This is a genomic window from Comamonas odontotermitis (genome assembly GCF_020080045.1).
GTDB lineage: Bacteria > Pseudomonadota > Gammaproteobacteria > Burkholderiales > Burkholderiaceae_C > Comamonas > Comamonas odontotermitis.
The window spans coordinates 636939-651141 of record NZ_CP083451.1 but is presented as its reverse complement, the minus strand read 5'-3'; the positions used below and the strand labels follow the sequence as shown (position 1 = coordinate 651141).

The window sequence follows — 14203 nt, the reverse complement described above, 5'->3', positions numbered from 1 at the left end:
TCAGGACTTACCCGCAGCCCACCTGTTGCAGGGGCGAACCCGGGCAGGTTCGTAAGCGGTTCGTCAGTTGTACTTTCCAGAATCCAATGGACGCAGCAATTCAATTGCTGCGCCCCATGCGGTCCACTCATTGGAGACACAACATGAACGACCCCGTCGTTGCCAAAATCCAAGCCAATCCCCGGTACCAGGAACTCAAGCGCAAGCGCAATGCCTTCGGCTGGACGCTCACCATCCTGATGCTGGTCGTCTACTACGGCTATATCGGGCTCATCGCCTTTGACAAGGAATTCCTCGCCAAGCCCCTGGGCACAGGCGTCACTACCTTGGGCATCCCCATTGCCCTGGGCGTGATCATCTTCACCGTCCTCATCACCGGCATCTATGTGCGGCGCGCCAACACCGAGTACGACGCCATGACGCAGCAAATCCTCAAGGACGTCGCCCAATGAACATCCGCAATCTCATTCTTCCCGCTGCACTGGCCATGGCAGGTGCCGCACATGCCGCTGGCGGCGATGTCGGCGAAACCGCCAAACAGGCCACCAACTGGACGGCCATCATCCTCTTCGTGGCCTTCGTAGCAGGAACGCTGTGGATCACCAAGTGGGCAGCGTCCAAGACGCGGTCGGCAGCTGACTTCTACACCGCTGGCGGCGGCATCACCGGCTTCCAGAATGGCCTCGCCATCGCAGGTGACTACATGTCGGCCGCATCCTTTCTGGGCATTTCGGCATCGGTCATGGCCAGCGGCTATGACGGACTGATCTACTCCATCGGATTTCTGGTGGGCTGGCCGATCCTGACCTTCCTGCTGGCCGAGCGGCTGCGCAACCTGGGAAAATTCACCTTTGCCGATGTGGCGGGCTATCGCTTTGCGCAAGGCCCGTTCCGCGCCTTTGCGGCCAGCGGCACGCTGGTGGTGGTGGCCTTCTACCTGATTGCCCAGATGGTGGGCGCCGGCCAGCTGATCAAGCTGCTGTTCGGCCTGGACTACTGGATCGCCGTAGTGCTGGTAGGCGCGCTGATGATGATCTACGTACTGTTCGGCGGCATGACGGCCACGACCTGGGTGCAGATCATCAAGGCCTGCCTGCTGCTGGCGGGCGTCACCTTCATGGCCTTCATGATCATGGCCCACTATGGCTTCAGCCTCGAAAAGCTGTTTGCCGACGGCGTGCGCGTCAAGACCGAGATTGCCACCAATGGCGGCGCGGCGCCCGATCTGGCTGCCAAGCTGGGCCTGTCGATCATGGGGCCGGGCGGCTTCATCAAGGACCCGATCTCTGCCATCAGCTTCGGCATGGCATTGATGTTCGGCACGCTGGGCCTGCCCCACATTCTGATGCGCTTCTTCACCGTGCCTGATGCCAAGGAAGCGCGCAAGAGTGTGTTCTGGGCCACCACCTGGATCGGCTATTTCTACATCGTCATCTTCATCATCGGCTTCGGCGCCATCACCATGGTACTGACCAACCCTGAATTGGCCGATACCGCCAAGGGTGTGATCAAGGGCGGCGCCGGCACCGCCAACATGGCAGCCGTGCTGGTAGCCAAGAGCGTGGGCGGCGATGTGTTCTACGGCTTCATCTCGGCCGTTGCCTTCGCCACCATCCTGGCGGTCGTTGCTGGCCTGACGCTGTCGGGCGCCTCTGCCGTCTCGCACGACCTGTATGCCACCGTATTCAAGCATGGCAAGGCTGACAGCGCTTCGGAGCTGCGCGTCTCCCGCATCACCACCCTGGCCCTGGGCATCATCGCGGTGCTGCTGGGCATCGTGTTCGAAAAGCAGAACATCGCCTTCATGGTGTCACTGGCCTTCGCGGTGGCGGCTTCGGCCAACTTCCCGGTACTGCTGCTGTCGGTGCTGTGGAAGGGCTGCACCACCCGTGGTGCGGTGATCGGCGGCTTTCTGGGCTTGATCTCATCAGTGGCGCTCACCATCGTCTCGCCCTCGGTGTGGGAAGCAACGCTGGGCTACCCCAAGGGCTCGGCCTGGTTCCCCTACACCTCGCCCGCACTCTTCTCGATGACCATCGGCTTCGTCGGCGTCTGGCTGTTCTCGGTGCTGGACAAGAGCGCCCAGGCAGCCAAGGAACGCGATGCATTCGCCGCGCAGCAGGTGCGCTCCGAAACCGGCCTGGGTGCAGCGGGTGCCTCCGGGCACTGATGGCAACCATCGATCCACAAAAAACCGGGCTCGCCCGGTTTTTTCATGTCTGATCTTTGGCAATAAGATGTATGGTCCCAGATTTTAATGGTGCAATCTTCTCTCATGAATGGAAGGAAGCACTATGGGCCAGGTTCTGCACGGCAGCGCCACAACGACGGAGGCGATCCGTCGAGCGATACAACATAGTCAAGAGAGCCTGAGAGCGCTTTCTGCACGCTATGGCATCAATCAGAAGACGGTGGCGAAGTGGAAGAATCGGCCTTCGGTCACCGATCTGCCGACAGGGCCCAGGCAGCCGCGCTCCACCGTTTTGTCCGTTGAGGATGAGGCAGCGATCGTCGCCTTTCGCAGGCATACCATGCTGCCGCTGGATGACTGTCTCTACGCGCTGCAGCCGACTATCCCGCATCTGACGCGCTCGTCTCTGCACCGCTGCTTGCAGCGGCACGGTATCTCGCGGCTGCCCGAGGTGCAGGGCGATAAGCCAGCCAAGAAGCGGTTCAAGAGCTACCCCATTGGCTACTTCCATGTCGACATCGCCGAAGTGCAGACAGTCGAGGGCAAGCTCTATCTCTTCGTGGCCATCGACAGGACGTCCAAGTTCGCACTCACCGAACTCCATCCCTCGGCTGACAAGATGACTGCGGCGCAGTTCTTGCGCAATGTGATCGCAGCGGTGCCGTACACCCTCCATACGGTGCTCACCGATAACGGCATTCAGTTTGCCAACCGCAGTTCAGACCGGTACGCCTTCCAGCACATCTTTGGTCGAGTCTGCGAGGAACACGGTATCGAACATCGCCTCACAAAGGTCAAGCATCCGTGGACCAATGGGCAGGTCGAGCGAATGAACCGGACCATCAAGGAAGCCACCGTCAAGCGCTTCCACTATGACGATCACGCGCAGTTGCGGCAGCACCTCGCCAACTTCATCGATGCATACAACTTCGGCCGCAGGCTCAAGACCCTCAAAGGCCTGACACCCTACGAATTCATCTGCAAACAGTGGACATCCGAACCTGAACGGTTCAAGATAGATCCGATCCATCAAATGCCGGGACTGAACATCTAAGGGCCGGATCAGGCGGGCTTGAGCCCCGATGGCCGGTTCGCGACGCTGTCCCATTCATTGCCCGCAAACCAGGCGTCGCCATTCAGGTAGGCCGTCAGCATTGGCAGTCCATCCAGCCCCCAGAACTGCTTGCCATCCACAGCCACGGCGGGCACCCCAAAAACGCCAGCCGCCACAGCAGCATCGGTATTGCGACGCAACAGGTCCTTGGCGCGTTGATCAGCGCCCTCATCCTTCTTGATCTGCTCTGCCAACTGCAACTCCAGCGCCTGCAGACGGTCGGCATCCAGTGCAGCAGCGCCACCCAGCCACACATGGCGAAAGATGGCGTCGGCGGTAAAGCGGTTGATATGGCCGTCGTGGCTGGTACGCAGTGCCAGACGCAGCAGCGGCAAAGGGTTGAATGGGTGTTGCGCAGGCATATCCAGGCCACAGCCGAGCGAGTGCCCCAGCCAGCTGACATGGCGATAGGTCCATTCACGCTTGCCTGCGATACCTGCAGGACCAGGGTTGTTGTGCTGCTGCAGCAAGGCCCCCAGCAACACTGGGGTATAACGCACGTGCACGCTGTGGCCTTGCAACGCCTTGGGCAGCGCATGAAACGCCAGCCATGCGTAGGGTGAGACAAAATCCAGATAGAAATCAATGGTCTTCATACGATTCTCTCTACCATCACAGTCACAACACGACTTTGTTTGGCTGCGCCATTGCGCGCCTACTGGGTCTATTCGTCCTTCGGCAGGGCACGCCCATCGTGGCCCAGGCCTGCGCGCGCCAGCAGTTGCTGCCACATCTGCAAGCGGCCTGCGTTATCGGATTTGGACCACGCACGGATCTCGTCAATCGAGCGGTAGCATCCCAGGCACAGGCTGCGGTCTGCATTCATTTTGCAGACCGACACGCACGGCGAAGGCACCACATCGTCATACCCCGCCGCAAATGCGCCGCTCGCCCGGACCAGCTTGGTCCGCGCCGCCAAAGGCGCATTGGTATATACCGGCTCGGCCAGTTTGTCATCCAACTCGGTCATGCCGCATCCTTCACCACGTCAGCCACCGGCGCGCCGGTCAGTTTCTCCAGATCCTGAGGAGCGAGCGGAAATACGCCATAAGGGTGGCCTGCGGCAGCCCATACCTGAGCAAAGCGGTACAGATCGCGGTCGATCAGGGTGACAGGTTCGCTGGCGTGCCCTACGGGCGACACTCCGCCAATCACAAACCCCGTGCGTTCCCTCACAAAGTCGGCGTCGGCCTTGCCTACCTTGCCAATCAGCGCCTCCACCTTCTTTTCGTCCACGCGCCGGTCGCCGGAGGCAATCACCAGCACACAGGCGTCATCGCTCTTGCGCCGGAAGATGATGCTCTTGGCGATCTGCCCCACCACGATACCCAGTGCATCGGCGGCTTCCTGTGCCGTGCGCGCCGCGTCATTGAGCATCTGTGGCGCATGCGGATGGCCCTTGTCCTGCAGCACCCTGGCGACACGCTGCACGCCTTCAGGCAGGCTCTTCAACTCCGCTCCACACATGGTTCTTGCTCCTTGGTCTTGATGCCCAGATTGTGCCGCCCTGCCTTCACTGCCGCAGCGACCATGGCAATACACTTCATTTTTGATAGCTATCAGCACCCATTGATGAAGCACTGCAACCGCATTTCGTTCAAAACAAAGCCCGCACTGCACAGGGCGGGCTTTGCGTTACACCTTTGCGGCCAAGGCCACATCAGCCAGCCCGCTTGTTGATCAGCGCCACCGCCACGCGCGAATTGGGCTTGCGCTGCAGGAAATCACTGATGAAGATGCCAGCATCGACCAGCTTGTCCAGATCAATGCCGGTCTCGATGCCCATGCCGTGCAGCATGTAGACCACATCCTCGGTTGCCACATTGCCCGTGGCGCCCTTGGCATAAGGGCAACCGCCCAGGCCTGCAATGGACGACTGGAAGTTCCAGACACCCATCTGCAATGCCGCCAAGGTGTTGGACAGCGCCTGACCGTAGGTGTCGTGGAAGTGTCCAGAGACATGGTCCACATCAAAATACGGCAGGGTCGCCTCGATTGCCTTTTGCACTTTCAGCGGCGTGCCCACGCCAATCGTATCGGCCACATCGACCCGTTCCACGCCGATGCCCTTCATCAGCTCTGCGAGGTAGGCGACGCGCGATGGAGCGATCTCGCCTTCATAAGGGCAGCCCACAGTGCAGCTCATGGCGCCTCGCACCGCAATGCCTGCGGCCTTGGCTGCAGCCACCACCGGCGCAAAGCGCTCAATGCTCTCGGCAATGCTGCAGTTGATGTTCTTCTGGCTAAAGGCCTCGCTCGCCGCACCAAACACCACGATCTCGTCAGGTTGGGAATCGACGGAGGCCTCGTACCCCTTCATGTTGGGCGTGAGCACCGAATACTGCACGTCCGCCCTCCGCTGCACACCAGCCATCACCTCGGCGTTGTCGCCCATCTGCGGCACCCATTTGGGCGACACAAAGCTGGTGACCTCGATCTCCTTGAGACCGGCATCCTGCAGGCGGTGCACCAGCTCGATCTTGACCGAGGCAGGCACGGGTGATTTCTCGTTCTGCAGGCCGTCGCGGGGGCCCACATCGATGATCTTGACTTGCTTGGGATAGGTAGCCATGGGTGCTCCTTGTTTCTTTTCCATCAGGTTCAGACAATTGCGTTCAATATCCACGGTCGGCATACACCACACCGGTCACACGCTCTCCCGCAGCAAAAGCCTGGAGCTTGCGCAAAATCTGCTGCAAGGTCTCCTCCGGCAAGGTGCGGGCGGAGCCATGCGGCGTGATGCTGATCTGCGGGCAGCGCCAGAATGGATGGTCCGCCGGCAATGGTTCCGTGCGGAACACATCGAGCATCGCCCCGGCCACCTGACCGCTGTCGATAGCGGCCAACAGATCCGCCTCCACCAAATGCCCGCCACGAGCCACATTGATGACATACGCGCCGCGCTGCAGTTGCCCCAGCAGTTGGCTGTCGATGATGTTTTCTGTCTCTGGCGTCAACGGCAGCAGATTGACCAGGATGCGCGTGCCCCCCAGAAAATCCGCAAATTGCTCCGCGCCGCTAAACGTCTGTACACCGTCGATCTGCTTGGCAGAACGGCTCCAGCCGAGCACCGGAAAGCCAAACTGTGCCACCGCCTTGGCAACGCGGTCACCCAACACGCCCAGGCCCATGATGCCCACCGGGAAATCGCTGCGCATGCGAAGTGGGGCCAGTTTCCACTCGCCGGCCAGCTGTTGCGCGCGGTATTGGCCGAGGCTTCGGAAATGGTCGATCACCGCGTGGCACACATACTCGGCCATCTGCACCGCCATGCCTGCGTCCTCCAGCCGCACCACGGGCACATTCGCGGGCAGCTGCAACTGCAGCAAGCCATCCACGCCGGCACCCATGTTGAAAAGTGCCTTGAGCCCTGCGCCCTGCTCATCCAGCATTTGCTGCGGCGGGCGCCACACCAGCGCGTAATCGGCCTGCGGTGCGCCAGGAGCCCAGGCCCAGGCCTGCGAGTTCGGAATATGCTGGGCAATGGCAGCCAGCCAGGCTGCGGGGTTGCCCCCTTCGGAATAGACGACGATCTTCATGGCCTGCATTTCAGCATAGAAAAGCGCCCTGCCCCGTCATCCACGAGGCAGGAGGCACGCCGCTCTTACTCAGCAGCCTTGAGCTTGAGCAACTCGGCGCCTTCGGTCACCTGGTCGCCGGGAACGAACAACAACTCCACCACTTCGCCGTCGGCAGGCGCGGCAATGGTGTGCTCCATCTTCATGGCCTCCATCACGGCCAGGGGCTGGCCCTTGCTCACCTTGTCGCCCGCCTTCACGGCAAACGATACAACCTTGCCGGGCATCGGAGCGGTGAGGCGCCCGCCTTCGCTGCCTGCGTCTCCCGCGTGGGCCAGCGCATCGATGGCAGTGATCTCGGCAGCGCCACGCGGTGCAAACACATGCACCACTTCGCCTTGCTGCCAGGTCTGGATCTGGTCGCGATGTCCGTTGAACTGCAACTCCACCAGTTCGCCATTCGGCGTGAATTGCAGCGGACCGCTGGCATCACCCACCGTCAGCACCAGGCCGCTGGGCTCATAGCGCAATGCGGCCTGCAGCTTGTCGCCGCCAAACTCGAAATCAAAGCGGCGCTCGGTCACACCGTGCGACTGCCACCCATCGCGACGGCTGAATGGGTCTGCGGTTTCGTCAGCGCGCTCCAGCAACAGCTCCGCCACCACAGCGGCAGCTGCGGCCGTGTCCACGCCCAGGGTGCGGCGCTTGAAGAGGCGTGCCTCTTCGCGCTGGATCAGCGCAGTATCGAGCTTGGCCTGTGCAAACGACGGCGTGGCCAGAATATGGCGCAGGAACTGCACGTTGGTCTGCAGGCCCACGATGCGCACCGCCGCCAGCGCTGCGTCCAGGCGCGCCAATGCCTGCGCGCGGTCCTGTCCATGCACGATGAGTTTGGCGATCATGCTGTCGTAGAACGGGCTGATCGCATCGCCTTCGCGCACACCATCGTCGATGCGCACATCGCTGATGGCAAAACTGCTGCACACGGGCTTGCGATAGACATGCAAGGTGCCGGTGGCGGGCAGGAAATTGTTTTCGGGGTTTTCAGCGCAGATACGCGCTTCGATGGCGTGGCCGATGATCTTCAGATCCCCCTGCTGCTTGGGCAGCGGCTGGCCATTGGCCACCAACAGTTGCCACTGCACCAGGTCTTCGCCCGTGATGGCCTCGGTCACCGGGTGCTCCACCTGCAGGCGGGTGTTCATCTCCATGAAGTAGAACTTCATGGCTTCTGGCTGGTCGTAGCCACCGGGCTGCTCGACGATGAACTCCACCGTGCCAGCTCCCACATAGCCCACGGCCTTGGCAGCGGCAACAGCCGCCTCGCCCATCTGCTTGCGGAGGGCTTCGGTCATGCCAGGCGCGGGCGCCTCTTCCAGCACCTTCTGGTGGCGGCGCTGCACCGAGCAGTCGCGCTCGAACAGGTAGACACAGTTGCCATGGGTATCGCCAAATACCTGGATTTCAATATGGCGTGGGCGCAGCACGTATTTCTCGATCAGCACGGCATCGTTGCCAAAGCTGTTGATGGCTTCGCGCTTGCACGATTCCAGCGCCGCCGCAAAGTCTTCGGTCTTTTCCACCAGGCGCATGCCCTTGCCACCACCGCCAGCACTTGCCTTGATCAGCACGGGGTAACCAATGCGGTCTGCCTCCTTGTGCAGCATGGCCGGATCCTGGCCCGCGCCGTGGTAGCCGGGCACCAATGGCACGCCCGCCTTTTCCATCAACTGCTTGGATTCGGCCTTCAAGCCCATTGCGCGGATGGCGTTAGCGGGTGGGCCGATGAACACCAGGCCAGCGCCCGCACACGCGGCAGCAAAGTCTTCGTTCTCGCTCAGAAAACCGTAGCCGGGGTGGATGGCCTGCGCACCCGTGGCCTTGGCCGCTTCGATGATCCGTTCCCAGCGCAGGTAACTGTCCTTGGGGGCCGAGCCGCCGATATGCACTGATTCATCGCAGGCGGCCACATGCTTGGCCTGCGCATCGGCATCCGAATACACAGCCACGGTCTTGATGCCCACGCGGCGGGCGGTTGCCGCCACGCGGCAGGCGATTTCACCGCGGTTGGCGATCAAAATCTTGGTAAACATAAAAAATCTCCTCAGTATTTCTTAGCCACATGTGCTTGCCCTCGGGGGGCAGCCATGCACCATCAAAAGCGTTGCATATCGGTGCTCGTCGCCGGCACCACCGGTTCGTCATAGCCCATCCAGCGCCGCACCCGGCGGATGACGGCCTTCAAGAATTTCCACAGCGTCCAGGTCACAATCCACATCACCACCAGCACCACGGCCAGCGCCACGGCAAACACCACCGGGTGGTTGATGGCCAGCCACACCGCGCCGATGGATGCGCCGTCTTCCACCAGGCTGGCACCCCAGTTGGAAAAGGGCTCCGGACTGGTATTGATGGCCGCGCGCGTGGTGGTCTTGGCCACCTGGCTGCTCAATGCCAGAGTTCCGCCCATCAGCGCCGCGGCCGTGGCCATGGTGGCGTTGTCCGCACCGAAAACGCTGGCCGCCAATGCGGCACCTGCGGGTACACGAATCACGCTTTGCACCGCATCCCACACCGAATCCACACCCGGAATCTTGTCGGCAAAGAACTCGACGAACAGCAGCGCACCGCTGATGACCAGGATCACTGGCTGCTGCAGCACCGTCAGAGCTCCGGGCAGCGGCAGCCAGCCCGTTGCACCCAGCATGCCCGTCACAAAAACCACGGCGTACAGCCGGAAACCACTGGCCCAGCCCAGTGCTGCGGCCAGTGCCATCAACTGGCCCCAGTCCCACTGCGCCATGGCGTGGCCCATCTGGTTCGCCACCTGGCCGACCTGGTCGGCCGCCTGCCCCACGGTTTGCGCCGTGTCCTTGTCCAGATGCACGCCAATGCCGTGCAGCCAGTTGACGATGGTGTTCCAGATGTCCATGGTTCGGGCTCCTCAAATCGAATCAGCAAACGCGCTGGTTATAGCGCCAACGACCGCCTGCTGCCTGCCATCCAAGGTCGATTTGTTGCTGAATCAGCCTCCCAGCCATCCGGGTTTGCGTTTGTTCAAGAATGCCTGCACGCCTTCCTTGCCTTCAGCGCTGGCACGGATGTCGGCAATGCCTTCGACCGTGGCCTGGATCAAGCCAGCATTGATCTCGCGTTCGGCCACATCCAGCACCAGCTTCTTGCAGGCTCGCACTGCTGCGGGCCCCGCGCTCAGCAGGTGCTTGAGCAGGCCGTCCACCGCGCCATCGAGCGCATCGCTCTCGACCACCTGGTGCACAAAGCCAATGCGCAGGGCCTCTGCGGCATCAAAACGCTCGCCCGTCAGAAAATAGCGGTGCGAGGCGCGCGGACCCATGGCACGGATCACGTAGGGGCTGATGGTGGCGGGAATCAGGCCAATCTTGACCTCGCTGAGGCAGAAACCTGCATTGGAGGAAGCCACCGCCATGTCGCAGCAGGCGACCAGGCCCATGCCACCGGCATAGACATCGCCTTGCACGCGGGCAATGGTGGGTTTTTCGCATTCGTAGATCACGCGCAGCATCTCGGCCAGCTTGCCGGCGTCCACCAGGTTTTCCTCGCGCGTGTAGTCGGCCATGGCGCGCATCCAGTTCAGGTTGGCACCTGCGCAGAAAGCTGGGCCTTCGGCCGCCAGCACCACGGCGCGCACATGCTCCTGCTGGCCCACCAGTTGGAAGGCCTTGGTGATGTCGGCGATGACGGCATCGCTGAAGGCATTGCGCACATCGGGCTGGGTCAGGGTGATGGTGGCGACCTGCCCGGTGGCTTCCACGGTCAAAAACGTGCTTTTCATGGTTGTCCTCGCTGCTGCCTCGCGGCAGCGCCTGTCTCACATCTGCAAGAAAATTGCTATGGCTTCAGGACCGTCTGCGCACACCTGCCGTGTGCCAACAGCCTGAAACATCCAAAATTTACATGCGGAACACGCCGAACCGGGTGTCTTCAATCGGCGCGTTGCGCGTAGCAGCCAGACCCAGCGCCAGCACACGGCGGGTGTCGGCGGGGTCGATCACCCCGTCATCCCACAGGCGGGCCGATGCGTAATAGGGGTGGCCCTGGTCTTCGTACTGCTGGCGGATCGGTGCTTTGAAAGCCTCTTCCTCCTCTGCACTCCACTGGCCCCCCTTGGCTTCGATGCCGTCGCGCTTGACGGTTGCCAGCACACTGGCGGCCTGCTCCCCGCCCATCACGCTGATGCGCGCGTTGGGCCACATCCACAGGAAGCGCGGCGAATACGCACGGCCGCACATGCCGTAGTTACCGGCACCAAAGCTGCCACCAATGATGATGGTGAACTTGGGGACACTTGCCGTGGCCACGGCTGTCACCAGCTTGGCGCCATGGCGGGCAATGCCTTCATTTTCGTATTTGCGGCCGACCATGAAGCCGGTGATGTTCTGCAGGAACACCAGCGGAATCTTGCGCTGGCAGCACAACTCGATGAAGTGCGCACCCTTGACCGCCGATTCGCTGAACAGAATGCCGTTGTTGGCGATGATGCCCACCTCCATGCCTTCGATGCGGGCAAAGCCGCACACCAGGGTGGAGCCGAAGCGGCTCTTGAACTCGTCGAAGTCGCTGCCGTCAACCACGCGGGCAATGATCTCCCGCACATCAAAGGGCTTGCGGGTGTCGACCGGAATCACACCGTACAGCTCTTCGGCCGGATAGGCCGGTGCCTGCGGCGCCCGGTCCGCCGGATTGGTGGCCTTGGCCTTGTTGAGGTGGCTGACGGCCTTGCGCGCCAGCGCCAGCGCATGGGTGTCATTGTCGGCCAGATGGTCGGCCACACCCGAGAGGCGCGTATGCACATCGCCGCCGCCCAGGTCTTCTGCGCTCACCACTTCGCCCGTGGCGGCCTTCACCAACGGCGGACCGCCCAGGAAGATGGTGCCCTGTTTCTTGACGATGATGGACTCATCGCTCATCGCCGGCACATAGGCGCCACCAGCCGTGCAGCTGCCCATCACCACGGCGATCTGCGCAATGCCCTGGGCCGACATGTTGGCCTGGTTGAAGAAGATGCGGCCGAAATGCTCGCGGTCGGGGAAGACGTCGTCCTGGTTGGGCAGGTTGGCGCCACCCGAGTCGACGAGGTAGATGCAGGGCAGGCGATTTTGCGCAGCAATTTCTTGCGCCCGCAAATGCTTTTTTACCGTCATCGGGTAGTACGTTCCCCCTTTGACCGTGGCATCATTGCACACGATCATGCAGTCCACGCCACTGACGCGGCCCACGCCGGCAATCAAGCCTGCGCCGGGCGCATCGTTGTTGTACATGTTGAGAGCCGCCAGCGGCGCCAGCTCCAGAAAAGGCGTACCGGGATCGAGCAGCATCTGCACGCGGTCACGCGGCAGGAGCTTGCCACGGCCCACATGCTTGGCCCGCGCAGCCTCGCCACCGCCCTGGGCTATCTTTGCAGCCTGGGCACGCAGATCATCCACCACGGCCCGCATGGCTTGTGCGTTGGCCTGAAAATCTGCTGATCTGGCGTTCAGCTGTGTACCAAGTTTGCTCATGCTTGTCCTCTTTTCTAGTCTAATGTTCCAGCGTTCTCTTCAGAATCGCGTTTTCTTTCAGAATAGTCTGTAACTATAAAAACCACAGACCATGCATACCGTTGAAACTGTCCTGCTCGTGCTGATGATTGGTGCCGTCACCGGCATCATTGCGCGCTACATCCGAGCCATTCCGCTGCCGCTGATACAGATCATGCTGGGAGCTGTGCTGTCGTGGCCCCAGAATGGCCTGCACATTGATTTCGATCCCGGCCTGTTCATGCTGCTGTTCATTCCGCCGCTGCTGTTTGCCGACGGCTGGCGCATTCCCAAGCGCGAGTTCTTTGCGTTGTACCAGCCTATTTTGAAATTGGCATTCGGGTTGGTGCTGTTTACGGTGATCGGTCTGGGCTACCTGATCCACTGGATGATTCCGGAGATGCCGCTCACCGTCGCCTTTGCACTGGCGGCCGTCATCTCGCCGACCGACGCAGTGGCGGTATCGGCCATCACCCGCAATCTGGGTATGCCAGCACACACCATGCATGTGCTCGAAGGCGAATCGCTGTTGAACGACGCATCGGGCCTGGTGGCCTTGAAGTTTGCCGTTGCCGCCACCCTGACGGGCCTGTTCTCGTGGGCCAAGGTGACGCAGGAATTTCTGTGGATTGCCCTGGGCGGCCTGGGCGTTGGCGCAGTCGCGGGCTGGGGATTCAGCTACCTGCGCGAAACCGTGACCCGCCGCCTGGGCGATGTGGCCGCCACGCAGATGGTGCTGCTGCTGGTGTTGCTGCCCTTTGCCGCCTACCTGCTGGGCGAAGAAATTGGCGTATCCGGCATTCTGGCCGCCGTGGCGGCGGGCGTGGCGACCAATTTTGGTGACCTGAACCGCGCCGACTACATCTCCGAGCGCATGCAGACGGCTGGCACCTGGGCCATGGTCGAATCGGCTTTCAATGGCGCCATCTTCCTGCTTCTCGGATTGCAGCTTCCATCCATCATCGGTGTCACCCTGCGGGATGCGGGCCATGACTGGTGGATTCTGGTGGGCTATGTAGCCATCATCTCGGTGGCACTCCTGGTGCTGCGCTGGATCTGGCTGATGCTGGGCGTACGCCGCAGTCTGCACAAGGCGCACAGGGCTGGCAAGCTGGTGGAAAAGCCCGACATGTGGCTGAACCTGGCCACCACCCTGGCCGGTATTCGCGGCGCGGTCACCCTGGCTGGCGCGCTGTCCGTGCCCTTGCTCCTGAACAATGGCCAGCCTTTTCCGGCACGCGACATGCTGATCTTCCTGGCCACCGGCACCATCCTGTTCACCCTGGTGATCGGCAGCATCGGCCTGCCGCTGGTACTGCGCCGCGTGCCCAAGGCCAGCGAGCCCGAGTCGGTGATCGAAGAGCGCCAGGCGCGCCTCACGGCCTGCCGTGCAGCCATCAACAGCCTGGCCATCAATGACGAAAGCTCCGTCCAGCAGCCCACCGAGTGGCAGGCCCAGCAGCATGAGATCGAAGGCCGCATCGCCCGCGAATACCGCAACCGTATCGACATGCTGGACGAAGACCGTTCGCCCGACGCCGCCGATGCACCCGATGCCGCCAGTCCCGAAGCGGTGCAGCAGCGGCGTGAACGCTATGTGATGGAGTTGGAGATGCGGCTCAAGTGCATCAAGGTGGAGCGGCACACGATCTATGCCGAACGCCAGCACAACCGCATCAATGACGAATCCCTGCGCAGCCTGGTGCAGGAGCTCGATCTGAGTGAAATCACCCTGCGCAAACGCCTGGATGTGGCCCGCCGTGCCGCCGCCAAACAAGCCGCCAAGCGAGAGAGCTCCTGAAAAACGTAGCTGCTGGCGCGC

13 protein-coding genes are annotated in these 14203 nt (G+C 61.8%); 4 read left to right on the top strand and 9 right to left on the bottom strand.

The genetic code is table 11. The features are described 5' to 3' along the window. Positions 1-143: 143 nt before the first annotated feature. From LAD35_RS02955 to LAD35_RS02945, 3 genes are all read left to right on the top strand, one after another. Positions 144-452, top strand: a complete 309-nt coding sequence (locus tag LAD35_RS02955) for a DUF485 domain-containing protein (protein ID WP_224151236.1) — start codon at positions 144-146, stop codon at positions 450-452. Beyond that, the gene (locus LAD35_RS02950) at positions 449-2170 is read left to right on the top strand and encodes a cation acetate symporter (protein ID WP_224151235.1); all 1722 of its coding nucleotides are present in this window, start codon (positions 449-451) and stop codon (positions 2168-2170) included. Before LAD35_RS02955 ends, LAD35_RS02950 begins: the two co-directional genes overlap by 4 nt. A 124-nt stretch (positions 2171-2294) precedes the next feature. Continuing rightward, positions 2295-3245 (top strand): IS481 family transposase, encoded by a 951-nt coding sequence (locus LAD35_RS02945; protein WP_224151234.1) that lies wholly within the window; start codon positions 2295-2297, stop codon positions 3243-3245. Between the two features lie 8 nt (positions 3246-3253). Here LAD35_RS02945 and LAD35_RS02940 read toward each other — a convergent pair whose 3' ends face one another. The 9 genes from LAD35_RS02940 to LAD35_RS02900 all read right to left on the bottom strand — a co-directional run bounded on the left by LAD35_RS02940 (position 3254) and on the right by LAD35_RS02900 (position 12363). Next, positions 3254-3901, bottom strand: coding sequence for a DsbA family protein (locus LAD35_RS02940; RefSeq protein WP_224151233.1), 648 nt, complete (start codon positions 3899-3901; stop codon positions 3254-3256). 68 nt (positions 3902-3969) lie between these two features. Then, positions 3970-4275 (bottom strand): DUF1289 domain-containing protein, encoded by a 306-nt coding sequence (locus LAD35_RS02935; RefSeq protein WP_224151232.1) that lies wholly within the window; start codon positions 4273-4275, stop codon positions 3970-3972. Next, positions 4272-4772, bottom strand: a complete 501-nt coding sequence (locus LAD35_RS02930) for a YbaK/EbsC family protein (RefSeq protein WP_224151231.1) — start codon at positions 4770-4772, stop codon at positions 4272-4274. Before LAD35_RS02930 ends, LAD35_RS02935 begins: the two co-directional genes overlap by 4 nt. A gap of 193 nt (positions 4773-4965) precedes the next feature. Continuing rightward, the gene (locus tag LAD35_RS02925; RefSeq protein ID WP_224151230.1) at positions 4966-5877 is read right to left on the bottom strand and encodes a hydroxymethylglutaryl-CoA lyase; all 912 of its coding nucleotides are present in this window, start codon (positions 5875-5877) and stop codon (positions 4966-4968) included. Positions 5878-5920: 43 nt separating this feature from the next. Continuing rightward, complete coding sequence (locus tag LAD35_RS02920; protein ID WP_224151229.1) at positions 5921-6844, bottom strand: 2-hydroxyacid dehydrogenase; 924 nt, start codon at positions 6842-6844, stop codon at positions 5921-5923. Between the two features lie 65 nt (positions 6845-6909). Further along, positions 6910-8916, bottom strand: coding sequence for an acetyl-CoA carboxylase biotin carboxylase subunit (locus LAD35_RS02915; protein WP_224151228.1), 2007 nt, complete (start codon positions 8914-8916; stop codon positions 6910-6912). Positions 8917-8978: 62 nt separating this feature from the next. Then, positions 8979-9755: a DUF4126 domain-containing protein gene (locus LAD35_RS02910; RefSeq protein ID WP_224151227.1), complete on the bottom strand. Its 777-nt coding sequence runs from the start codon at positions 9753-9755 to the stop codon at positions 8979-8981. A gap of 93 nt (positions 9756-9848) precedes the next feature. Then, positions 9849-10637, bottom strand: a complete 789-nt coding sequence (locus LAD35_RS02905; RefSeq protein WP_224151226.1) for an enoyl-CoA hydratase/isomerase family protein — start codon at positions 10635-10637, stop codon at positions 9849-9851. 118 nt (positions 10638-10755) lie between these two features. After that, positions 10756-12363: a carboxyl transferase domain-containing protein gene (locus LAD35_RS02900; RefSeq protein WP_224151225.1), complete on the bottom strand. Its 1608-nt coding sequence runs from the start codon at positions 12361-12363 to the stop codon at positions 10756-10758. A gap of 91 nt (positions 12364-12454) precedes the next feature. On the opposite strand from LAD35_RS02900, the gene LAD35_RS02895 reads away from it, so the two are divergent. After that, positions 12455-14182: a Na+/H+ antiporter gene (locus tag LAD35_RS02895; protein WP_224151224.1), complete on the top strand. Its 1728-nt coding sequence runs from the start codon at positions 12455-12457 to the stop codon at positions 14180-14182. The last annotated feature ends 21 nt before the right edge of the window (positions 14183-14203 follow it).

Excerpts from the sequence above, each read along its gene's own strand:
- LAD35_RS02905 (WP_224151226.1), bottom strand. The coding sequence starts at position 10,637 with ATGAAAAGCACGTTTTTGACCGTGGAAGCCACCGGGCAGGTCGCCACC.
- LAD35_RS02900 (WP_224151225.1), bottom strand. The coding sequence starts at position 12,363 with ATGAGCAAACTTGGTACACAGCTGAACGCCAGATCAGCAGATTTTCAG.
- LAD35_RS02930 (WP_224151231.1), bottom strand. The coding sequence starts at position 4,772 with ATGTGTGGAGCGGAGTTGAAGAGCCTGCCTGAAGGCGTGCAGCGTGTC.
- LAD35_RS02935 (WP_224151232.1), bottom strand. The coding sequence starts at position 4,275 with ATGACCGAGTTGGATGACAAACTGGCCGAGCCGGTATATACCAATGCG.
- LAD35_RS02940 (WP_224151233.1), bottom strand. The coding sequence starts at position 3,901 with ATGAAGACCATTGATTTCTATCTGGATTTTGTCTCACCCTACGCATGG.
- LAD35_RS02950 (WP_224151235.1), top strand. The coding sequence starts at position 449 with ATGAACATCCGCAATCTCATTCTTCCCGCTGCACTGGCCATGGCAGGT.
- LAD35_RS02910 (WP_224151227.1), bottom strand. The coding sequence starts at position 9,755 with ATGGACATCTGGAACACCATCGTCAACTGGCTGCACGGCATTGGCGTG.
- LAD35_RS02895 (WP_224151224.1), top strand. The coding sequence starts at position 12,455 with ATGCATACCGTTGAAACTGTCCTGCTCGTGCTGATGATTGGTGCCGTC.
- LAD35_RS02955 (WP_224151236.1), top strand. The coding sequence starts at position 144 with ATGAACGACCCCGTCGTTGCCAAAATCCAAGCCAATCCCCGGTACCAG.
- LAD35_RS02920 (WP_224151229.1), bottom strand. The coding sequence starts at position 6,844 with ATGAAGATCGTCGTCTATTCCGAAGGGGGCAACCCCGCAGCCTGGCTG.
- LAD35_RS02925 (WP_224151230.1), bottom strand. The coding sequence starts at position 5,877 with ATGGCTACCTATCCCAAGCAAGTCAAGATCATCGATGTGGGCCCCCGC.
- LAD35_RS02915 (WP_224151228.1), bottom strand. The coding sequence starts at position 8,916 with ATGTTTACCAAGATTTTGATCGCCAACCGCGGTGAAATCGCCTGCCGC.
- LAD35_RS02945 (WP_224151234.1), top strand. The coding sequence starts at position 2,295 with ATGGGCCAGGTTCTGCACGGCAGCGCCACAACGACGGAGGCGATCCGT.